20 protein-coding genes and 1 pseudogene are annotated in these 22,193 nt (G+C 31.3%); 11 read left to right on the top strand and 10 right to left on the bottom strand.

Features of this window, described 5'->3' with window-relative positions:
• From ACIJYC_RS04395 to ACIJYC_RS04365, 7 genes are all read left to right on the top strand, one after another.
• Nucleotides 1-411 carry a VOC family protein gene (locus tag ACIJYC_RS04395; RefSeq protein WP_435164810.1) on the top strand — a complete coding sequence of 137 codons (411 nt, stop codon included), beginning with the start codon at nt 1-3 and terminating at the stop codon, nt 409-411.
• 3 nt (nt 412-414) lie between these two features.
• On the top strand, nt 415-1,896 hold the full coding sequence (locus ACIJYC_RS04390; RefSeq protein WP_435164807.1) for an aldehyde dehydrogenase: 1,482 nt from the start codon (nt 415-417) through the stop codon (nt 1,894-1,896).
• 119 nt (nt 1,897-2,015) lie between these two features.
• The gene (locus tag ACIJYC_RS04385) at nt 2,016-2,978 is read left to right on the top strand and encodes an ABC transporter substrate-binding protein (RefSeq protein WP_435097986.1); all 963 of its coding nucleotides are present in this window, start codon (nt 2,016-2,018) and stop codon (nt 2,976-2,978) included.
• A 72-nt stretch (nt 2,979-3,050) separates the two neighbouring features.
• On the top strand, nt 3,051-4,112 hold the full coding sequence (locus ACIJYC_RS04380) for a quaternary amine ABC transporter ATP-binding protein (protein ID WP_435164804.1): 1,062 nt from the start codon (nt 3,051-3,053) through the stop codon (nt 4,110-4,112).
• A complete protein-coding gene (locus ACIJYC_RS04375; protein WP_435162430.1) occupies nt 4,102-5,607 on the top strand; it encodes an ABC transporter permease in 1,506 nt (501 codons plus the stop codon). The genes ACIJYC_RS04380 and ACIJYC_RS04375 overlap by 11 nt, the downstream gene beginning before the upstream one ends.
• Before the next feature lie 9 nt (nt 5,608-5,616).
• On the top strand, nt 5,617-6,225 hold the full coding sequence (locus ACIJYC_RS04370) for a LysE/ArgO family amino acid transporter (protein ID WP_435164801.1): 609 nt from the start codon (nt 5,617-5,619) through the stop codon (nt 6,223-6,225).
• 5 nt (nt 6,226-6,230) lie between these two features.
• Nucleotides 6,231-6,998 (top strand): alpha/beta fold hydrolase, encoded by a 768-nt coding sequence (locus ACIJYC_RS04365; RefSeq protein ID WP_435164799.1) that lies wholly within the window; start codon nt 6,231-6,233, stop codon nt 6,996-6,998.
• Here ACIJYC_RS04365 and hisD read toward each other — a convergent pair.
• Together hisD and ACIJYC_RS04355 are read right to left on the bottom strand one after the other, a co-directional pair.
• Nucleotides 6,995-8,281: a histidinol dehydrogenase gene (gene hisD, locus ACIJYC_RS04360; protein WP_435164796.1), complete on the bottom strand. Its 1,287-nt coding sequence runs from the start codon at nt 8,279-8,281 to the stop codon at nt 6,995-6,997. The genes ACIJYC_RS04365 and hisD overlap by 4 nt on opposite strands.
• 165 nt (nt 8,282-8,446) lie before the next feature.
• On the bottom strand, nt 8,447-9,358 hold the full coding sequence (locus ACIJYC_RS04355) for a bifunctional enoyl-CoA hydratase/phosphate acetyltransferase (RefSeq protein WP_435164793.1): 912 nt from the start codon (nt 9,356-9,358) through the stop codon (nt 8,447-8,449).
• Between the two features lie 72 nt (nt 9,359-9,430).
• Here ACIJYC_RS04355 and ACIJYC_RS04350 point away from each other — a divergent pair, with 72 nt between their 5' ends.
• Entirely contained in the window at nt 9,431-10,621 is a 1,191-nt protein-coding gene (locus ACIJYC_RS04350) for an epoxide hydrolase family protein (protein WP_435164776.1), read from the top strand.
• On the opposite strand, the gene ACIJYC_RS04345 is transcribed toward ACIJYC_RS04350, so the two are convergent.
• From ACIJYC_RS04345 to ACIJYC_RS04335, 3 genes and pseudogenes are all read right to left on the bottom strand, one after another.
• Nucleotides 10,602-11,657: an ABC transporter ATP-binding protein gene (locus ACIJYC_RS04345; protein ID WP_435164773.1), complete on the bottom strand. Its 1,056-nt coding sequence runs from the start codon at nt 11,655-11,657 to the stop codon at nt 10,602-10,604. The genes ACIJYC_RS04350 and ACIJYC_RS04345 overlap by 20 nt on opposite strands.
• A pseudogene (locus ACIJYC_RS04340) lies at nt 11,657-13,856 on the bottom strand (ABC transporter permease). Before ACIJYC_RS04340 ends, ACIJYC_RS04345 begins: the two are co-directional and overlap by 1 nt.
• A gap of 12 nt (nt 13,857-13,868) precedes the next feature.
• Nucleotides 13,869-14,906: an ABC transporter substrate-binding protein gene (locus ACIJYC_RS04335; protein WP_435117450.1), complete on the bottom strand. Its 1,038-nt coding sequence runs from the start codon at nt 14,904-14,906 to the stop codon at nt 13,869-13,871.
• 144 nt (nt 14,907-15,050) lie between these two features.
• On the opposite strand from ACIJYC_RS04335, the gene ACIJYC_RS04330 reads away from it, so the two are divergent.
• Nucleotides 15,051-15,896, top strand: coding sequence for a bile acid:sodium symporter family protein (locus tag ACIJYC_RS04330; protein WP_435164770.1), 846 nt, complete (start codon nt 15,051-15,053; stop codon nt 15,894-15,896).
• On the opposite strand, the gene ACIJYC_RS04325 is transcribed toward ACIJYC_RS04330, so the two are convergent.
• A complete protein-coding gene (locus ACIJYC_RS04325) occupies nt 15,889-16,854 on the bottom strand; it encodes a MarR family transcriptional regulator (RefSeq protein WP_435164767.1) in 966 nt (321 codons plus the stop codon). The two genes, ACIJYC_RS04330 and ACIJYC_RS04325, sit on opposite strands and share 8 nt — an antisense overlap.
• A gap of 103 nt (nt 16,855-16,957) precedes the next feature.
• On the opposite strand from ACIJYC_RS04325, the gene ACIJYC_RS04320 reads away from it, so the two are divergent.
• On the top strand, nt 16,958-17,149 hold the full coding sequence (locus ACIJYC_RS04320; RefSeq protein ID WP_435164765.1) for a hypothetical protein: 192 nt from the start codon (nt 16,958-16,960) through the stop codon (nt 17,147-17,149).
• Between the two features lie 62 nt (nt 17,150-17,211).
• The gene (locus tag ACIJYC_RS04315; RefSeq protein WP_435164762.1) at nt 17,212-17,412 is read left to right on the top strand and encodes a hypothetical protein; all 201 of its coding nucleotides are present in this window, start codon (nt 17,212-17,214) and stop codon (nt 17,410-17,412) included.
• Here the strand turns inward: ACIJYC_RS04315 and ACIJYC_RS04310 are convergent.
• The 4 genes from ACIJYC_RS04310 to ACIJYC_RS04295 form a co-directional block, all read right to left on the bottom strand.
• Nucleotides 17,392-18,396, bottom strand: a complete 1,005-nt coding sequence (locus ACIJYC_RS04310; RefSeq protein ID WP_435164759.1) for an Ldh family oxidoreductase — start codon at nt 18,394-18,396, stop codon at nt 17,392-17,394. The two genes, ACIJYC_RS04315 and ACIJYC_RS04310, sit on opposite strands and share 21 nt — an antisense overlap.
• 2 nt (nt 18,397-18,398) lie before the next feature.
• The gene (locus tag ACIJYC_RS04305) at nt 18,399-20,309 is read right to left on the bottom strand and encodes an ABC transporter permease (protein WP_435164756.1); all 1,911 of its coding nucleotides are present in this window, start codon (nt 20,307-20,309) and stop codon (nt 18,399-18,401) included.
• A 1-nt stretch (nt 20,310) separates the two neighbouring features.
• The gene (locus tag ACIJYC_RS04300) at nt 20,311-21,108 is read right to left on the bottom strand and encodes an ATP-binding cassette domain-containing protein (RefSeq protein ID WP_435164753.1); all 798 of its coding nucleotides are present in this window, start codon (nt 21,106-21,108) and stop codon (nt 20,311-20,313) included.
• Nucleotides 21,109-21,198: 90 nt separating this feature from the next.
• On the bottom strand, nt 21,199-22,140 hold the full coding sequence (locus ACIJYC_RS04295; protein ID WP_435164751.1) for an ABC transporter substrate-binding protein: 942 nt from the start codon (nt 22,138-22,140) through the stop codon (nt 21,199-21,201).
• Nucleotides 22,141-22,193 lie beyond the last annotated feature (53 nt).

The raw sequence follows: 22,193 nt of genomic DNA, 5'->3' as shown, positions 1-22,193 counted from the left end.
ATGTATAGAAATACCAATTGTTTTCATTTAGCTGTCCCTTGTGGTGACTTAGAAGTAGCAAAAAAATTTTACAGTGAAACATTAGGCTGTAGATTAGATAACTCTGCTCAAGAGTGGGCTGATGTTGATTTTTGGGGAAATGAGTTAACTCTTCATGCAAGTGAACATAAATTAGATAACGAGAGACACGATGTTGATATGGGAAATGTTTCTGTTCCTCATTTTGGTGTTCATTTATCAAGAAAAGATTTTGATGCTCTAAAGCAAAGATTAAAAGATAATGGTACAAAGTATTATGATGAGCCATACTTAAGATTTAAAGGAACTAAGTATGAACAGGAAACTTTCTTCGTAAAAGACCCTAATGAAAATGTTTTAGAGATAAAAACACTTACAGCTAATCCAGAATAGTTAGTGGCTATCAATTATAAAACTATCGCAAAGAAATTAAAGTTTGAAGGAAGAGCATTTATTAATGGTAAATATGTAAATGCTATTGATGGTAAAAAATTTGAAACAATAAATCCTGCAACAGGTAAAAAACTTTGCACTGTTGCTAAATGCAATCATAAAGATGTTGATCTTGCAGTCAAAGTTTCAAGAAAAGCTTTTAATAGTGGTGTTTGGTCAAGACGTTCTCCAGAACATAGAAAAGAAATTTTATTAAAATTTGCAGAATTACTTCGAAAACATGGAGATGAAAATTCAGTTTTAGAATGTGTTGATACTGGAAAGTTAGTTACAGATTGTATTAATGAAGTCGCCAATGATGCTCCAATGCATTTTCAGTGGTATGGAGAACTTATAGATAAAGTTTTTGGAAAAGTTGGTCCAACCGAACCATCTATTACAAGTTTAATAGTTAAAGAACCAATAGGTGTTGTTGCAGGAATTGTTCCTTGGAATTTTCCACTAATGATGGCTGTTTGGAAAATGGCACCAGCATTAGCTGCAGGTTGTTCAGTAATAATTAAGCCAGCAGAAGATACCCCGCTTACTGCAATTAGAGTTGCTCAAATTGGTAAAGAGGCTGGAATTCCAGACGGTGTATTAAACGTTCTTCCAGGATATGGAGATGTTGGTGAGGCTCTAGGTCGACATAAGGATATTGATGCTGTTTCATTTACAGGCTCAACTGAAGTAGGTGGATATTTTTTAAAATACTCAAGTGAAAGTAATTTAAAACCTGTTGCACTTGAAATGGGTGGTAAAAGTCCATTTATAGTTTTAGAAGATGCAAAAATTAATGATGATTTGATTGATAATGCAATAAATTCTGCTTTTTGGAATGGCGGTCAAAACTGTTCTGCAAACATGAGACAGATAGTTCACAAAAAAGTTAAAGATGAATTTTTAGATAAAGTAATAAAAAAAGTAAAAAAATTAAAAGTAGGTGATCCATTAGATTTAAAATCGAATATGGGGTCTATGATTTCAAAAGGACATTTACAAACAGTCGATGGGTATATTCAAAAAGGAATAGATGAAGGTGCAAAACTTTTATCTGGTGGAGTATCAAACAATAAACAAAAAGGCTTTTATGCAAAGCCAACATTGTTTGATGGATTAAAAGAAAATATGACCATTGCTCAAGAAGAGATCTTTGGTCCAGTATTAGGAGTTTTGACAGTTAAAAATGATGAAGAGGCTTTGAAAATTGCAAGTAATTCAAAATATGGATTACATGCTAGTGTATTCACACAAGATATAAATAGAGCTTTTCATCTAGCAAAAAGTTTACCTTGTGGGACAGTTTCAATTAATACTTTTTCAGAGGGAGATATTAAAACTCCATTTGGAGGCTATAAACAATCAGGTTCATTAAGCAGAGATCAAGGAACTGAAGCCCTTAATTCATTTCTTCAGACAAAAACTATCTGGATAAGTCATCAATAATTACTGCGACCATTAAGTTAAAAAGACAAGACTATATATATCTTTTGTAACTTAATTTCCTTTGACTTACTTTGTTCATTCGCGTTAGACTAAATTTTTAAATTAATAGGAGAGAGATAATGAGAATAATTAAAACTACACTTGTAGCTGGATTAATTTCACTTTTTGCTACTTTTTCAACATTTGCTGAGAAGGTAAAAATTGGTGATCCAGGTTGGACAGGTGCAACAGCTATTGCAAACTTATTAGCTGCAGTTGTTACAGATAAAATGGGTGGAGAAGCAGAACTTGTTCCAGGAAACAACACTGCTATTTATGGTGCGATCGACAGAAGTAAAGGTGAGATTGAAGTTCACCCTGACATCTGGTTACCAAATCAACAAGCTTACACAAATGATTTAGTTCCAAAAGGAACTTTAAAATTAAGTAGCAAACCATATGAAGGAAACCAAGGTTATTGTGTTTCTCAGCAATTTGCGAAAAAATTTAATATTACTGCAATTGAAGATTTAGGAAGACCTGAAGTTGTTAAAGCTATGGATAGTGATGGCAATGGTAAAGGTGAGTTCTGGATTGGTGCAGATGGTTGGGCTTCAGCTAATGTTAACCAAGTTAAGTTAAGAGACTATGGTTTATATGATGCAGGAATTGAGCCAATCAGAGCAGCAGAAGCTGTTAAAAATGCAAGAGTACTTGACTCTATTAAAAAAGGCGAAGGCTATGCATTTTATTGTTACAAACCGCATGCGATTTGGGGAATGGCTGATGTAGTTATGTTGGAAGAGCCAAAATTCGATCCAGCTAAATACAAAATGGTACAACCTAAAGAGGATGCTGATTGGTACAAAAAATCATACGTAGCTTCTAAAGACGCACTTAAAAAAATTCAAATTGGATGGGGAACTTCTCTAGAAAGTAAATCTCCAGCTATTGTTGAATTCTTTAAGAACTTTCAACTAACAGCAGATGATGTATCGGCTATGGCTTATGCAATTTCAGTTGAGAAAAAAAAACCAGCTGATGTAGCGAGAGCTTGGATGAAAGCTAACAAATCAACAGTTGATGGTTGGTTAGGTCTTTAATCTAAAATAAATTATTTATACTCGGCAATTTTATATTGCCGGGTATATTTTCCTCAAATAAAAGAAAGTTAAATGGATTCTTCTGGATCAGCAATTAAAATTGAAAATGTTTGGAAAGTGTTTGGTAACACTTCAAACGAAGCACTAGATGCTATCCAAAATAAAAAAATTTCTAAAAATGAAGCTTTGGAGAAATATAACTCTGTTATAGGTGTATCTGACGTTTCTTTTGATGTTAAACAAGGTGAAATATTTTGTGTAATGGGCCTTTCAGGTAGTGGAAAATCAACATTAGTTAGGCATATTAATAGACTTTTAGAACCAACATCTGGCAAAATTTTAATCAACGGTCAGGATGTAATGACACTTGATAGAGATAACTTACAAGAATTAAGAAATAAAAAAATTGGTATGGTATTTCAAAACTTTGCACTAATGCCTCATAGATCTGTTGTGGATAATATAGCAATGCCTCTTGAAATTAGAGGGGTAAGTAAAAATGATAGATTGGATGCAGCTAATAAAATTTTAGATATCGTAGAATTACAAGGTTGGGGAAATAAATTTGCACATGAATTATCAGGTGGTATGCAACAAAGAGTAGGGCTAGCTCGAGCTTTAGCAGCAGATCCAGATTTTTTATTAATGGATGAGCCTTTTAGTGCATTAGATCCTTTAATAAGAAGACAGCTTCAATCTGAGTTTATTAAACTTTCAAAACAAATGAAAAAAACTACTGTTTTTATTACTCATGATTTAGATGAAGCTGTAAGAGTAGGTCATCGAATTGCAATTATGAGAGATGGGAAAGTAATTCAAATTGGAACTCCAGAAGAAATTGTTGTTAGTCCAGCAGATGATTATGTTGCTGATTTTGTTAAAGGTATTTCTAGATTAAAAGTAGTTCAGGCTAAATCAATAATGCAAACTGTTGAAAATTTTGAAAATAAAAATGGAAAAATTACAAATGATTTAGAAATTGTTAATGAGAGTGATTTGCTAAGTAAACTTATTGAAACGTCAGCATCTAGAGATAAGCCAATAATTGTAAATAATAATCAAAATAAAATTGTTGGTGTTATATCGCAGTCAGATCTTTTAAAAGCAGTTATTGAAGGAGGAGATGGTGAGTAAAGAGCTAAACAATCCATCTAGATCAGAGTTAATAACTGATTTTGTCAAAACAAATCCAGAATATTATATTGAGAAATTCCAACAAATAGGTAGCAAACCTACTTTTTCTTTTTCATTTAATCTTTATGCAGCAATTCTTGGACCAATTTGGTTTGGAATGAGAAACATTTGGAATTGGGCTTTAACTTTTCTAATTATTGAAACTTTTTCTGTTGTTCAAATAATAAGAGGTTTATTTGGTAATATCACAAAAGATGCTATTCAAAAAATTGAACAAGTCCAATCGACAATTGCATTTAGAAATAAGCAATTAGAAGCAGCTATTACCAATAATCCTGACAAAGTTGATGTCTATAAAAGAAATATCAAATCATTAGAGGACGCCATGCAAGGCTATATTGATGAAGTTAGTAGAATTGAAGCATCAGCCATCTGGATAACAATTTTTGGAATAGCACTTTTAATTTCAATTAAGATTGCCCAAGGTGTTCTTGCAAACTCTAAATTAGAAAAAAGATATTCCGAATGGTTATCTGACAAATCAATAAGCCCTGGTATGCAAACTAAAAACTATATTTTAAGTACAGTTTTTGCTTCCGTAATTATGTTCTTTTCAGTAGTGCACTACAGTTTTCCAGGTTTAATTGTAATTATGGATGAATTTCCAACCCATCCAGATATCAGATTAACTTCTATTGCCTGGGTAGAAAAAATTTTTAATTATGCTGTATTAAAAGGGGATGCATTATTTACTGCAATTACAATTGGTATTAGATCTGTTTTAGATTTTTTAGAATTATTATTTGTAAAAACACCATGGATTGTAATCATAACTGCAATAGTGACTTTAACAGGGCTATCAGCTGGTCCCAGAGCTGCAATTTATTCAGCAGGTTTCTTATGTTATATGGGCTTTTTAGGTTTTTGGGTTAAAGCAATGACAACACTAGCTTTACTTGGAACAGCAGCAATTTTAAGTATCGCAATTGGAATACCGCTTGGAATTTTTTGTGCAAGACGACAAAGATTTTATTCAATGATAAGACCAATAATGGATTTTATGCAAACAATGCCTGCATTTGTATTTATGATACCTGTAATTGCATTCTTTGGGACAGGGAAGGTTGCAGCAGTAATAATTACAATGATATTTGGTGGAACTCCTGTTGTAAGATTAACAGTACTTGGATTAAGAGGAGTGCCAGAGACAATCAGGGAAGCTGCAATAGCTTACGGTGCAACTAAATGGTATTTGCTAAGAAAGGTAGATTTACCTTTAGCTACTCCATCAATTTTAGCAGGTGTAAACCAAACTGTAATGTTAAGTTTAGCAATGGTTGTAGTTGCATCACTAATTGGGGCAAAAGGTTTGGGGCAAGATGTATTAGAAGCTTTACAATATGCTAATGTTGGTCAAGGTATTCTCGCAGGTGTTGCGATATTATTTGTTGCATTAATTTTAGATAGGGTTGTTCAAGGTAAGAAAAGAGTTTAATAAACCCTAATGGAATTTCTGTTATTAGGTTTTTTTACTGGGTTAAGTCTTATTTTAGCAATTGGTGCTCAAAATATTTTTGTAATTGAACAAGGGTTAAAAAAACAACATATATTTCTTGTTTGTATAGTTTGCTCTATTTCAGACTTAATTTTAATCTTTCTTGGGATATTTATTTTTCAATTTTTTAATCAGTATTTTAATTCAATTGTTGAATTAATATTCAATATAGCTTTAGTAATTTTTCTACTTCATTTTATTTATTCAAAAATAAAGAATTATAATACAGCAGTCAATTTTGATACAGATTTGACTAGTATTACAGCATTTAATATTTTTTTAAGAACTCTAGGATTTACATATTTAAATCCACATGTTTATTCTGATACAGTATTCTTTTTAGGAAATTTTTCAAAAAACTTCATAATTAGTCAAAAAATACTTTTTGGAGCAGGTGCATCAATTGCATCTTTTTTATTTTTTTTCTTAATTGGATATCTTTCAAAATATCTGTCTAAATATGCAAAAAATAAAAAAATTTGGAATATAATTAATATCTCAATAATTATTTTTATGAGTTTTTTAACATTGTTTATTATAACAAAAATGATTAATTAAATATTATGAGTAAAATTTATATTGATGATGTAGGTGAGGGATATCCTTTAGTATTAGTTCATGGTTTTTTAGGCTCATCTGAAATGTGGTGTAATCAAAAAAATTTTTTTTCAAATTTTTGTAGAGTAATTTCACTAGCTTTACCTGGATTTGGTGAGAGTAGTGGTGTTCAATCATTAGACTCAATTAATAAAATGGCTAAGTTTGTAATTGACTTAATTGATGAAAAAAAAATAGATAAATTTAATTTACTTGGTCATTCAATGGGTGGAATGATAGTACAAGAAATTACTAAAATTGTTGGTAACAGAGTTAATAAATTAATTTGTTTTGCAACAGGATCTATTGGCGAAATACCTGGAAGATTTGAAACAATTGATGAAACGAGAAAAAGATTAAAAGAAGAGGGTGCAGCCGTATCATTTTCAAGAGTTCCAAAGAAATGGTTTGTAAAGGGTGACCAGGATAAAAATTATTATTTATGTGCAAATGCAGTTAAAAATGTTTCTCTAGAGACTGCTGATAATGCACTTAAAGCGATGAAAAATTGGTCAGGTATAGAAAATTTAAAAGATATTAAGAATGAAACATTAATTGTTTGGGGTGATAAAGATACGGCTTATAACTTTGACCAAGTTGATACACTTAACAAAAAAATTAAAAATAGTAGACTAGAAATCTTTAAAGATTGTAGTCATAACGTACATCTTGAAGAACCAGATAAATTTAATGATTTAATTAAGAGTTTTGTTAACCAAAAAAATAGTTATTAGTTTGAATAACCATATTTTTTTAACCTGACATCACCCGTTCTAGCGTGAGCTTCCATTCCTTCATATCTTGAAATTCTAGCAGCTGCAGCACCAACTAACTCAGTAGATTCTTTAGTCATTCTTTGGAAACTTAAAGTTTTAACAAATTTTCCAACAAATAAACCACCAGTATATCTTCCAGCACCTTTAGTTGGTAAAATATGGTTTGTTCCAGAACATTTGTCGCCATAAGCTACGGTAGTTTCTTCACCAATAAATAATGAACCATAGTTTGTTAATTTGTCATGAAACCATTGTAGATTTTCTGTTTGTACCTCTAAATGTTCAGGTGCGTATTCATCACTGATTTTAACCATTTCTTCATCTGTATCACAAAGAACAACTTCACCATAATCTCTCCAAGCAGCATCAGCATTTGTTCTTGGAACTTCTGGCAGTTCGGCTATTAATTCAGGAACTCTTTTCATTACTTTTTCAGCAAGATCTTTGCTTGTTGTGTATAACCAGCAAGGTGAATTATAACCATGCTCGGCTTGACCAACTAAATCAACAGCTACAATTTCTGGATCTGCTTTAGCGTCAGCAATAATTCCAATTTCAGTAGGACCTGCAAACAAGTCAATTCCAACTTTACCAAATAAAATTCTTTTCGCTTCAGCAACAAATTGATTACCAGGACCAACTATAATGTCAGCTGGAGGGTTATTAAATAAACCATTTGTCATAGCAGCAATAGCTGGAACACCACCTAAGTTTAAAATTACATCTGCACCACATAAATCAGCCGTATATATTATTGTAGGATGAGCACCCACACCTTCTTTTGGTGGGCTACAAGCTATTACATTTTTAACACCTGCAACTTTTGCAGTTGTTACACTCATAACAGCTGATGCAATGTGAGCATATCTTCCACCAGGTACATAACAACCTGCAGTGTTTACAGGTACAAGCTTCTGACCTGCAAATAAACCCTCTGAAAGCTCTACTTCAAAATCCTGACCATAGTTTTTTAATTGCGCTTCAGCAAATTTTCTAACTCTATCGTATGAAAACTGAACATCGTCTTTAGTTTTTTGATCAAGTGTTTTTTTAATCTCTTCAATTCTTTCTTTAGAAACAATAATATCACCATCGTATTTATCAAATTTTTTTGTTAAATCGATACAACCTTGTTCTTTTGTAGTCTCAATATTTTTTAAAAGATCTTGAACTATACCTGTTGTTTTTGTGTCGTCAGTTGATGATGTTTTTGGTGATTTTTTTAAATATTGTATAGCCATTGTTTAATTCCTTTATTTTAAGAGGTTCTTAATAATGTATAAAATGTTTTTATTCAATGATTTAAAAATACAATCTATAACCAAAATTAACACTAACAACACACAAGATAATAACTAGGAAATATAGACTTATATAATCAAATGGTCTCATTTTAATACCTTGAATTAATCTAGAGCAACTACAGCAGCAGCAATAGAGGCTAGTCTTGCCTGAGCTTCATCAGATCTACTTGTGATTACAACTGGAACTTTTCCACCAACTACAACTCCAGCAGCACACGCACCCATAAAATATATCATCATCTTAACTAAGCCATTTCCAGTCTCAACACTTGGAACCAATAATACATCAGCTTCACCAGCTACTACATTTTTAATTCCTTTTATTGATGCTGATTTTTTTGAAATACTATTATCAAAAGCAAGTGGGCCAAACACATCAGCTTCTAAGTTTTCTTCTTTTGCTATTTTGGTTATTTCTGCTGCATCTAAAGAACTTGGGACACTATCTAAAACTTCCTCTGTAGCAGATAAAACAGCAATTTTTGGTCTAGTTATTCCTATTCTATTAGAAAAATTAATTACATTTTTAAGAATATGCATTTTTGTTTTTACATTAGGTAAAACATTTAAAGCTCCGTCTGTAATGATTAAAGGTTTATCATCCTTTTCTACAGTCATATGCCAAATATGGCTTAATCGAGTTTTGCCTAATAAATTATACTCACGTTTTAAAATTTCTTTCATTAGTACATCTGTATGAATATGACCTTTAACAATTATCTTTACTTTACCTTTGCTAGCAAGTTTTGCTGCAATTTTTGCAGTATTATTTTCTACAGGCTCATCAATAATTTCATACTGAGAAATATCCCATTTCAAATTTTCTGCACATTTTAGAATTTCTTTTTTGTCTCCGATAAAAATAGGTTCAATTAAATTTTCATTTACTGCATCTTGAACTGAAAGCATGGGCAATGGTTTACCAGCATTTACAACTGCAACTTTTACACCTTTTTTTTTGTGAGCTTCATCAAGCAGATTATTGGGACAGACGATTTCTTTATTTGAAAGCATAAACAATGATTATAATTAAATTTAAAAATGTATATAGTAGATTTTATTATTTTAGATACTAAATTTTATTAAATGATTAAAGAATTCAACGTTAATTTTACTAAAAAAGAAATATCTTTGGTTTATCAAAAAGTAAAAGATTATCCTTGGAACTCTATAGTCGATTTAGAAAATTGGGATCATGGAACCAATAAAAGTTATTTAAAAGAATTGTGTGATTATTGGATTAAAGATTTTGATTGGAGCAAACATCAACTAGAACTTAATAAGTTTTCAAACTTTACTACTAATATAGATGGACAGGAAATTCATTTTATTAAAGAAAAGGGAAGTAATCCAAATTCTGTCCCATTATTATTAATACATGGATGGCCAGGATCAGTTATTGAATTTTTAGATATTATAGAAAAACTTGCACATCCTGAAAAATTTGGAGGGAATAAAAAAGACTCTTTTGATGTAATAGTTCCTTCTTTACCTGGATTTGGTTTTTCTAGCAAACCATCAAAACCTCTTGGCCCAAGAAAAATGGCTGAAATATTTAACAAGCTCATGACTCAAAATCTTGAATATAAAAATTATGTTGCTCAAGGTGGTGATTGGGGGGCAACTATTGCGAACTGGCTTGGTTATGATCATTCGATGTTTTGCAAAGCAATTCATATAAATTGTCTTACGATGCGCCACCCAGATGGTCCTCAATCAGATGAAGAAAAAAAATGGCAAAGCAGATTTGATAAAGATCAAATTATACAAGATGGATATAGAACACAGCAGGCAACTAAACCTCAAACTTTAAGTTATGGAATGATGGATAGCCCTGTTGGTATTGCTGCTTGGATATTAGAAAAAATGCATGGTTGGTCTGACTTAAAAGACAACAACATTGAGAGCGTTTATTCAAAAGATAAATTGTTGGCAAATATTATGGTTTATGTTTTAACCAAAACCTTTGATACAGCAACTTGGATTTATTATGGAAGAAGAGAAGAGGGTGGAAGATTATTTCCAAGTAATTTTAAGAAGATAAAGATTCCTACTGCAGCAGCAATATTTCCTGCTGAAATGTCTGAGTGGCCACCCAGATCTTACGTAGAGAGAATTTTTAACATCAAACAATGGACTGAAATGCCAGCGGGAGGCCATTTTGCTGCGTTGGAAAAACCAGATTTGCTTGTGAATGATATTAAAAAATTCTTAAGAAGTTTGAGATATGACCCTTACGATGAAAGAGGTGGTCAGTTTACTCATTTAAAATTTTAATATCTTGTTCATCAATACTTAAAAACACTTCTTCTCCTACTTTAAATATGTCGTTTGTATCTCCCGAAACAACATATAAGTTCCCTATTTTAGAATTTAAAATATATTGATAACTACTACCAACAAAAGAGGCATTTTTAATTATTGCGTGTATACAATTATTGTTATTGTCTCTTTTAATTTTAATTTTTTCTGGCCTTAAAGCTAGATTAACTTTGCCATTTAAATCTTGGTTATTTTCAATCTTTACACTCATTTCAGCTAATTTAAGTTCATATGTATTTGATTGTTTGTTAATAATTTCTGCAGCGACATCATTTGCATCACCAATAAAATTAGCAACAAATTTATTTTTTGGAAAATTATAAAGATCTTTAGGACTTCCTTGTTGAGCAATTACTGCTTTATTCATAACTATAACTTTATCTGATATTGCTAAAGCTTCTTCCTGGTCATGTGTTACATAAATTGTTGTTACTCCAAGTTTTTGTTGAATTTCTCTTATATCTTCACGAACTTGTCTTCTAAGTTTTGCATCCAAATTTGAAAGAGGTTCATCAAATAATAATACTTTAGGTTTTAGTACAATTGCTCTAGCGACAGCTACTCTTTGTTGTTGACCTCCAGATAATTCTGATGGCATTCGGTTTTCATATCCATCTAAATTTACTAATTTTAAAGTTTCTAATGCTTTTTCTGTATATTCTTCTTTATTTACGTTAATCATTTTTAATCCATAAGAAACATTTTCAATAACACTCATATGTGGGAATAAGGCATAAGATTGAAATACCATTGAAACATCCCTGTCAGTTGCTGGTAATATAGTTACGTCTTCATTATCAACTAAAATTTTTCCACTTGTAGCCCTCTCAAGTCCAGCAATTATTCTTAATGATGTAGTTTTTCCACATCCAGATGGACCAAGTAAAGTAGTTAAAGTTCCAGCTTCAAAAATACAACTAACATTATCAACAGCTACAGTTTCATTAAATTTTTTTGTAATATTTTCAAATTTTACTTCAGCTTTTTTCATTATCCTAAGTTTCCCTGTAATATGCCTGCAGATTGATCTCTTCTTCCTAATTTACGTTTACCTATTATTAATTGCATAAGCAATATTGTAAACAACATAACAACTATTAGTGCAGACGAGTATACTATTGCTAGACCAAAGTCGTTATTTTCTAATCTTCCTAAAATGTATGAAACAGCTAAGTCATAATTTGCACTTACAAGGAAGATTACAGCACTAATTGCCGTCATTGCTCTTACAAAACTAAATACTAGAGATGCGGTGATTGCAGGTTTAAGCAATGGAAGAATTATGTTTCTAAATGTTTGAGAGCTAGATGCATTTAAAGTTGAGGATGCCTCATCTAAATGAGGATCAAGCTGGTTCATTGCAGGCCATTCCAGCCCTTACCCCAACAGGCATATTCCTAAAAACAAAAGCAATTACCAGAATTATTCCTGTTCCTGTCAGCTCAAGAGGAGGAACATTAAAAGCAAAAACATAACTTACCCCGATAACACTTCCGGGGATTGCAAAGCTTAACATGGTACCAAATTCAAAAGCGTTTTTACCTTTAAATTTATGTCTTGTAAGAAGATATGCTGTTAAAATACCGATTGCAGCTGTTGGTAATGCTGAAATTATTGCTATCGCAAATGTAGTGTTAAACGAATTCCACGCTGTACCAGTCCACAATAATCCTCTTTCTTTAACCCAATCAATGCTAAAAGCTTCAATATAATGTTTTAAGGTGAAACTATGATCTACACCCCACATTTCAACAAAACCACCAAACATAATCATTAAATAAATAACAAATGTTAGGAATGCCCATGGAAGTACAGTTGAATAAATTACCCATTTAGTTTTTTTTGGAAGCTCAGGATGCATACCGCTATCGCCTTTACCAGAAATTGAAATATACGATTTTTTACCCAACCACTGGTTTTGTAAATAAAATACTACGAGTACAACTGATAACAAAATCATTGCAAGTATCGCTGCTTTTGTTTCATCATATTGTGCACCAACAATTGCAAAAAATATTTCTGTAGATAAGACATCATATTCTGCCCCTAGCACTAATGGATTACCAAAGTCTGCCAAGCTTTCAATAAAGCCAATTAAAAATGCATTTGCTATACCTGGTCTCATTAATGGCAAAGTAACAGTTTTAAAAACTTGCCACTTAGAAGCTCTCAATGTTTGTGATGCTTCTTCCATTGATGGGCTAACACTTTCAACAACTCCGATTAAAATTAGAAATGCAATAGGGGTAAAAGCTAGAGTTTGGGCAAACCATATTCCTGGTAAACCATAAATCCATCTAGAAGGTTCAATATCAAAACCCCATTCTAAAAAAGTACTTACTGCACCTGATCTTCCAAATAAAATTATTATTGCCAAACCAATTACAAAAGGGGGAGTGATTATTGGTAATACAGATAGTATTCTTATTGTTTTTTTAAACTTAAAACTAGTTCTTGCGATTAAAAGTGCAAAAGCTAATCCTAAAATTGTTGATGAAAATGCTGTAAGAGTTCCCATTGTAATTGTATTCCAAAAAACACCACAAGCATAATCGCTATAAAGACAATCCAATCCCCAAATTCCTTTATTTAATATTTTGTCTGAAAAATTACTTATTTCATAGCCACCTTCAGTCCCTTTAAAAGCAACTGTAAACATTCTAAAAATTGGGAAGAATACAAAAGTTGAAACTAAGATGATGATACTTCCAATACTACCAACGATAAAATTATCACCATTAAGCCATCCTCTTGAAGATAAACCATGAGTTATATAAAAGATAAATGTACAACAGGTTAAAACCGCACCAGATCCTACTCCAAACTGATTTTCTACATCTCCAAATATTGATTGAAAAATTTCAAAATTCCACCCTCTAATGCCGATTGAAAATCCTTGAAGAAAAAAATAGAAAAAACCAATTAATCCAGAATATAAAAAAATCTTTGAATAAAGAGGATTATTTTGACTTAATTTAAGTGTGGCTAAAGGAAAAAATAGGGGAGCAGTTAAAGGTAAAAGCCAATATTTTTGGTTTATAAAAACCTGAGGTAATACCGAACCATAATCTTCTAAAGAATATTCTTTAATCCAGTTAATAGAGAAAAACCCGTCACCTGTTACATACCAAGGAAAGATTAGGAAACCCAATCCTCCTATGAGCATCCAACAGATAACGAGTCCTTTCATTAATTCCTAATATTATCTAGGAATTACAGATACGTCGTTATCCCATTTGGATAACAGGCCTGCTCTAGTACTTTTATCTCCATAAACTTTAAAGTTATAATCAATTAAGTTTATAGTTGATAAGTCTGGAGCATCAGGATCAGCTTGTGCCTTAGTATTAGACGGCACTTGCAAAGATTTTCCTGAAGTGAAAACCATAGTTTGAATCGGGGGACTTAAAGCCCAGTCATAAAACTTTTTAGCTTCCTTCATATTTCTTGCACCTGCAATAATACTCATAGATCCAACTTCATAACCAGTTCCTTCAGCAGGAGACACAGTTACAACGGGTAAACCTTTTTTAGTTTGCTTAACACCATCGTGTTGAAAACAAATACCTATTAGGTTTTCACCTCTTCCAGTTGCTTTAATTGGAGCAGAACCAGATTTAGTATAAGTATTCACATTCAAATGAAGAGCCTTCATATAATCCCAACCTTTTTCTTCACCAAAAATTTGAATAATTGTAGCTAAAGTTGTGTAAGCAGTTCCAGATGAATTTGGGTTAGCTATTTGGATTTCACCTTTATAAATAGGTTTAGTTAAATCCATCCATGATTTAGGAGCTGGCAAACCTTTTTTTGCTAAAAGTTCTTTGTTATATCCAAAACCTAATGCACCAACATAAATACCAACAGATTTATAGTTTGCATTTACAGCTTGGTTTTGAGCTGCTGGTAATAAATCATTAAAATGTTTTGATTTATATTCTGCAGTTAGATTTTCTTGAGCAGCTGTTAGGTGTGGATCACCTGTTCCACCAAACCAAACATCTCCTTTAGGATTTGAAGATTCTGCTTTAATCTTAGCAAAAGTTTCACCACTACTTGCTCTTGTCATTGCAACTTTAGTGCCTGTTTCTTTTTCATAAGCCTGTTCCAGCATTTCACAAACATCTATTTCAACACTGCAATATAAAGTAAGTTTTGCAGCAGAAGCCTTGTTTGTTAATCCGAACAATGTAAATAAAAGAACCAAAGCAATTGAAGCTAGTTTCATTATATTTTTCATTATATCCTCTCTCTAGTTAATATTTTTAAAACTTAGTATGAATTAATAAGGTTTGTCACTATTTATTTCAAAGTTATGACAGATTTTCAATTTGTGGTTTAATTAAATTTGCTAATAAAAGGAACTTCTATATAAAAACTATTAATGGAAATCGTAACTAAGATTGCACCAATTTGTTTAGCATTAATTATGTTAGGACTAGGTCTTGGTCTTTCAGTTAAAGATTTTACAAGAGTATTAAAAACTCCAAAGGATTTTTTTGTTGGTTTTTTTTCTCAATTAGTAATTTTACCAATAGTTGCCTTAGGTGTAGCTTTAGCATTAGATCTTTCAGCTCCATTAGCTGTTGGTTTAATGATTATTGCTGCAGCACCAGGAGGAGTTACTTCAAATGTATTAACTAAATTTGCAAATGGAGATGTAGCATTATCAATTTCTTTAACTGCAGTTGTAAGTTTAATTAGCATTATATCAGTTCCATTTGTTGTCATTAACTCAGCCGAATTTTTAGGAGTAGTTGTTTCAAAAAATATTTCAATGACAGGCATTGCATTAAAGATGGCATTAGTTGTAACAGTACCAGTTATTATTGGAATGATTATTAGAGGTTTTGCTGAAAACTTTATTTCATCTAAAATTAATATTATTAATAAATTAACTGGCTGGCTATTTATAATTGTTTTTGCTGCAATTTGGATTGAAGAAAAAAATAATATTTTAAATTATCTTGCTCAAGCAGGTTTAGCTGTTTTAATTTTAAACGTAGTAATGATGTTGATAGCATATTTTATAGCTAAAAAATTTGTATCAGGAATAGCTCAACAAAAATGTATTGCATTAGAGTGTGGTTTACAAAATGGAACTCTAGCAGTGTTTGTTGCAACATTGATGTTTGATGATATTACTTATGTGATACCAACTGCAGCTTATGCACTCACTATGTATATAACTGGTTTTATCTTTATTTATATTTTAAAGAAATCTAATTAGTATTTGTAATCTTAATCTGGTTAAAAATTCTATACAAAAAGTTACTTAAATTTTTCATATTTTTATTTTGCAAAGTAGTAAACTTTTTTAACGCTAAACCTTTTATGTTCAATGTAATAAGTTTTTTTTCATTAATATGTAAAAAACCCTTTTCAATTAATTTTTTTGTCTTTCTAACGACCGTAGGTCTAGGAATACTTGTTATATCTGATAATGACATAGCATTAACTCCGACATCATCAGCTCCTTGAGCAATCATTGTCCAACTTTTTCTATTTAAATCTTTTGCTTTAAAACTTTTATTACCTACTGTATTTAAAAGAACCACAACCCCAATAGCTAAGGTTTCTAAGTCAGCTACATTATCTCTCCAACGATTGGTAAAAATAAATAAAAGTTTATAGAATTGATACCAGCAAAAAGAAAAATTAGTTTTAATTGACTCTGAAATTTCATTAGTATCAAAAATATTATTAGTTATCTTTTCCTTCACTAATATTTCATTAAACTTACTAATTAAGATACTTAATTCTTTTAAAGTTTGTTCTGCTTTTGCAGCTGTAAAGGCAGATCTATCTACAAAAATCTTTTTTCCAGTTTTTTTAATTACTCCTGATTTCTCTAATTCTTGAAGTTTACGTCTTACACTTTCTTTAGGTATATGAAGATCATTTGAGATATCACTTATATTTATTTTTGGAATTTCTATTGATTTATCTTTATAAAATGTATCGTAATCAATCACTAATCCATTTTTTCTATAGAAAATTAAATCTTTATTAATGAAGTAGATTAAAATTATGAATTTATCGATGTCTTGAAAAACATTGTATGAACGAATAAGCCAACTAGAAATTAATTTAAACCAATAGGGTGCTATTTTACTAAAATTTTTATTGATAATTTTAAAGATTTTATCTTCATTAATTTGATTGGATATACTGGGTAATTGCTTCATATATTTTAAAAAACCCAATTTGAACGATACAAATAAAGGAGTCAACCCATTTTGGACAACGGTAGTATATCTAAATTTATTAATGCATGATTAATTATCATTAATGAGTACAGAAAGCTTAAACAGAACATCTGATGTTGCTAAAGACCCTTCTCTCGTAATTAACACTAGAGTTAACGTGGATGTTCTTAAGCAAAGAATAATAGATCAGAAAAAAAAAGATAAATTTAAAAGAACAATTATCTTTTCTACAGTGTGTGTGTCTTTAGGTGCTCTAACTCTTCTTGCAAATTAATTTTGCCCAATTTGAACTGTCAATCTATTTAATTACAAATTTATCAGTGATTAACTCCTGTTATGAGCAAAGCATTAGATGAAGCTTATGAAAATAATACTGAATTAAATGAAGTCAAAAATAAAAAAAATCTATGTGTTCATGAGCTTAAAAAAAAACTTAGAGTAAAACAAAAAAGACAATTTATTAAAAATACAATTATTTTATCTTTAATAATTACTTTTTTTGGAGTTATATCCCTATTAATTTATCAAAGTCTCTAGATCTTTTTTAATAATATCTGGTATTGAGATTTCTTTTTTAAGATTTTGTTTGTATCGATTAAACTTGTTTTGTCCTGGATACATTATTTCTTTAACACCTTTAATCTTAGGAAGTTTTTTAATTGTTTGAATATTATCTTTAATTCTTTGATTATAATTTTTTTGAAATAAATTTGCTTTAAAAGTAATAAACAAATGTCCAATATTTTGTGGGCCAGAGAAATCATCAAAAGGATCTTTAACTCTTCCTGCATGATTGCCACCAGTTAATACACCACTTAAAATATCTACCATCCAAGCAAGTCCAGATCCTCTAAATCCTGCGATTGGAAGCTGAACACCTGCTAAAGCTTTTTTTGCATCAGTTGTCGGGTTGCCTGATTTATCTAGAGCAACACCCTCTGGAATTTTTTGATTGTTTCTTGCGGCCACTCTAATTTTACCTCTATTTATAACTGAGATTGATGTGTCTAATATAAAAGGAATTTTAGAACCAGTAGGAGTTCCAAAACAAACTGGGTTTGTTCCAAATAAAGATTTTAAAGCACCATGGGGAGCGACAGCTGGTGGTGCGTTTGTATAAATCATTGCGATTAAATTTTTCTTAACAGCTTGTTCCGCGTAGTAACCAGATAATCCATAATGACCACTATTCTTTACAGCCACCATTCCAATTCCAGTTTTTTGAGCATGTTTAATTGCTGTTTTAATTCCAAGATCTGCTGCTACAAAACCAATACTATTGTTTGCATCTATATGTGAAATAGATTGAGAAATTTTATTTATTTTAATTTTAGGTTTAGGATTAATTACTTTTTTTGAAATACGATCGCAGTACATTTTAAGTCTGGATAAACCATGTCCATAAGCGCCAACTAATTCTGCATTAATTAATGCATTAGCAGAAATTAAAGCATGATCTTTACTGAGACCATATTTTTGAAAGATTTTTATAATTTCTTTTTTAAGAATTGGGGTTTTCACTATTACCCTTTACCACGCCATGGAATATATTTGTCTATAAGTTTTCTTAAAGTTACATCAAACAATAAACCTAACATTCCCATAACAAAAATAGTGATCCAGATAACTTCATATTGGAAGTATTTTTTAGCAACATTTTCAACAAAACCTATACCAGTAGTACCTGCTAAAAACTCGGCTGCAACCAATGTTCCCCAACACATACCAATTGCAACTCTAACACCTGTTAAAATTTCTGGTAAGGAGTTAGGAAAAATTACATATCTTAAAATTTGCCATCTAGAAGCACCTAATGAGTGTGATGCATGAATTTTTGATAATTGAGTTCCAGATGCCCCAGCCCTAGCTGAGATAATCATGATAGAAAATGATACCATAAATAGTAAAAATACTTTTCCAACATTATCAATTCCAAGTACCGATATAATAAGTGGAGCCCATGCAAGTGGTGGTACAGGTCTATATAATTCAATTAATGGATCAAAAAAGCCTTTAGCAAATCTATTTAAGCCCATAAACAATCCAAGAGGAACTCCTAAAATAATTCCAATCACTAAACCTAACAATACTCTTAAAAAAGAGTCCCATATGTGACCCATTGGAATTGGAATTTTAAATAGACTAAACTCTCCTGATACTACACTTAAAACTTTACTTTTAAAGTTAGGCTTAACTACACCAAATTCATTATGAACAGGATATTTGCCTGGTATTATATCTGCAATCCAGTCAGGTAAAACAAAACCAATAATTTTACTTACATCCATCATTTCAAACCAAAGCAGTGGAATATTTTTAAATCCAACACTTGGTTTTGATAGAAGAATAAATTTATTAAATGTATCTGATGGTTTGGGTAGCCATCTACCAGAACCTTGTTCAGAGCAATTTGGGCCACTTGATACAATGGTTCCTGCTGGAAATAAAAGGATATCAACTAATCTTAAAGATCCTTGTTCATTTTTTTGCACCTCATCAAATGTAAGTATAGAATTTTGCATTTCATCCAATGTGTTTGGTGGAAAAATACTTGCATATTCAATTCGTCTTGCAATTTTAAGAACATCTTTAGCTAATGTTGAAGCCACTTCTTCACTATCATCTGCTGCTTTTCTAAATGCTTTAACATCATCTTTGATTTCTTTCATTACTGATTTGTACTGAAAATTATGGTTTCTTAGCTTAAAGAACTCATCACTAATTACTTTTAATTCTTGAGCGGCAGCATCAAATTTTAAACCCTTATTTGTTTTGGGAATTGTTGGAACTTCAACTGTATTTTCTACAGCAGTTCCAGATGCACCCCAACCACCTTCAGCTTGAGCATCGATTAATCTTTTATTTCGTTGTTCTGAAGTTTCATAAGGATAATCTTCTTTTTTAAATTCATTAGATAATTGATCAATTTTACCAGCAAGTTCTGAAATTTTAATTTTTGTTTGATTTTCAAGTAAGTTTTCATTCGTTAATAATGGAATAGTTGATTTAGTTTTATCAATTAATCCAATTAAAAAAGATCTGTGTTGTTCACTTATATCTTTTGAATTTTGAATTTCATTTTTAAGTTTAGTTATATTTTTATTTTCAGCTTTAATGATTGATGTACTTTTGAATTCTCTTTCTTCAATTGGGAATAAATATTTTAATGATAATAAAGAGTCGTTTACTTTACCAACTTGACATAATTCGTTAGCTGATTGGGGATAAAATGATTTAGCTATATCCCATGAATAATAAAGCCATGTAAGTAAAATGACACTACTTCCTACAATAATCCAGTGCGTACCACCTTTAGCTCTTTCAGGGTTTCCGAAAACTGCATCAACTTTTTCAGTTCTAATAAGTTTTCGGCCATACATAATGCAGCCAATGATGGCCACAATAATTGCAAAGGTGATAAATTGAGTAAACATTTTATATATCCTTACCCATTATTTCCTCTTCCATGTTCCAAATCATGGTTAAAATCTCTTCTCTTTTACTTATAAAATCTTTTAAGTTTTTGATATCTCTTAAATCTTCTTTTAATCCCATTGATGCAAATGGCAGATTATATTCTTTATGAATTCTTCCAGGTCTAGGTGCCATTACATAAAGTCTCTCGCCTAGTAAAAGTGCTTCTTCTACTGAGTGAGTAATTAAAATAATTGTTTTTCCAGTTTCTTTCCAAATTTTTAAAACTAGACACTGCATTTTTTCTCTAGTAAGTGCATCAAGAGCTCCTAGTGGTTCATCCATTAAAATTAAATCAGGATCATTGATCAAGCATCTTGCAAGAGCAACTCTTTGTTGCATACCACCTGACAATTGATAGGTAGGGGTATTACCAAATCCTTTAAGACCCACAATTCCCAACCATTCTTCAACTTTTTTTGCAGTTTCAATTGGATCTTCTTTTTTCATTCGAAGTCCAAAATTCACATTTTCAGCAACAGTTAGCCATTCAAATAGAGCTCCTTGTTGAAATACCATTCCTCTTTCAACGCCCGGTCCATTAATTTCATTACCGCCCAATATTATTTGTCCCGAGGTAGGTCTTAAAAATCCTGCCGTAATATTAAGCAAAGTAGTTTTCCCACATCCAGAAGGGCCAAGAACTGTTAAAAGTTCTCCTCTTTTTAAAGTAAAGTTTACATCTTTCAATGCGTGAACTGTTTCTCCTTTAGGAGTTTTAAAAATCATGTTTAGATTTTGTGAGACTAAATCACTCATAAGAATACTTTATATTAGAATATTTTAAAAAAATAGGCACCAATTATTTCTAATTGGCGCCTATTAAAATTTATTTTACGCTCTAAAAATTTATAGAGGTAAAAAGCTTGTATCAACTGCTCCGTTAGGAGTATCCATTCCTTTTAAGAAACCAGCAAGATTTCCAGAAGTCATAGACTTTTCAGTTTCTGAAGGTGAAAGAAATTTAAATCCACCGATTGTTTCTTTCATATCACCAAGTTTCATTTCAGCATCTTTTGCTATAACACCCATATCTGATTTACCAGAAGCGTATCTAGCGTTTGCTTCGTGAGTTACTTCGATGAAAGTTCTTAACATACCTGGATTTTCTTTCATGAACTTGTCAGTTACAGATGTAATATCGATACCTAAGATACCAGCATCTCTAGCTTCTTGAACAGTTAAAAGTCTTGATCCAACTGCAGTTGCAGCTTTGATAGAGTTACCACCAAATAGACAAGCCATAACAACGTCACCACTTACTAATGCAGCAGCACCTTCTTCAGGGTCCATTTGAATAACATCCATTTTAGATCTGTCAGCTCCAACAACTTTCATACTTTCGTCAAAAACGTATTCAGCCATTGTTCCTAGTGGAACAGCAACTTTTTTACCTTCTAACTCAGAGCCATTTGCTTTTGTAATTCCAGAAGCATTAGATGTAACACAAGTTGTTCCACCCATTCCATATTCCATAGCAATGTCTACAAGTTTTAAAGGAGCTTTTGACTTAACAGCGTTTATGAATGGCACTAAACCTTGTGAGTAAGAAATATCAATATCTCCTGCTAACATAGCATCAGTCATTGCACCACCATTTGAAAAGTTAGTCCATTTAACTGGAACACCTAGAGCTTTTTCGTAAATACCTTTTACTTTATCTTCTTGGTTTGGCGTTGGCCATTCTAGAAAGAATGCAACTCTTACTTCTTTAGCAGCTGAATTTGCAACTGACATAGAAAGGTTAAGAGCAACGATAGACCCAAGAATAAAACTTAATATTTTTTTCATTATTATCCTATTGTTAATTTAATTAAATTAGTCTTATTAAAATTCAATTTTAG

The organism is Candidatus Pelagibacter bacterium nBUS_28, from assembly GCF_051200915.1.
Classification (GTDB): Bacteria; Pseudomonadota; Alphaproteobacteria; order Pelagibacterales; family Pelagibacteraceae; genus Pelagibacter.
The sequence above is the reverse complement of the archived record's forward strand: the minus strand, read 5'-3'. Positions and strand labels throughout refer to the sequence as shown.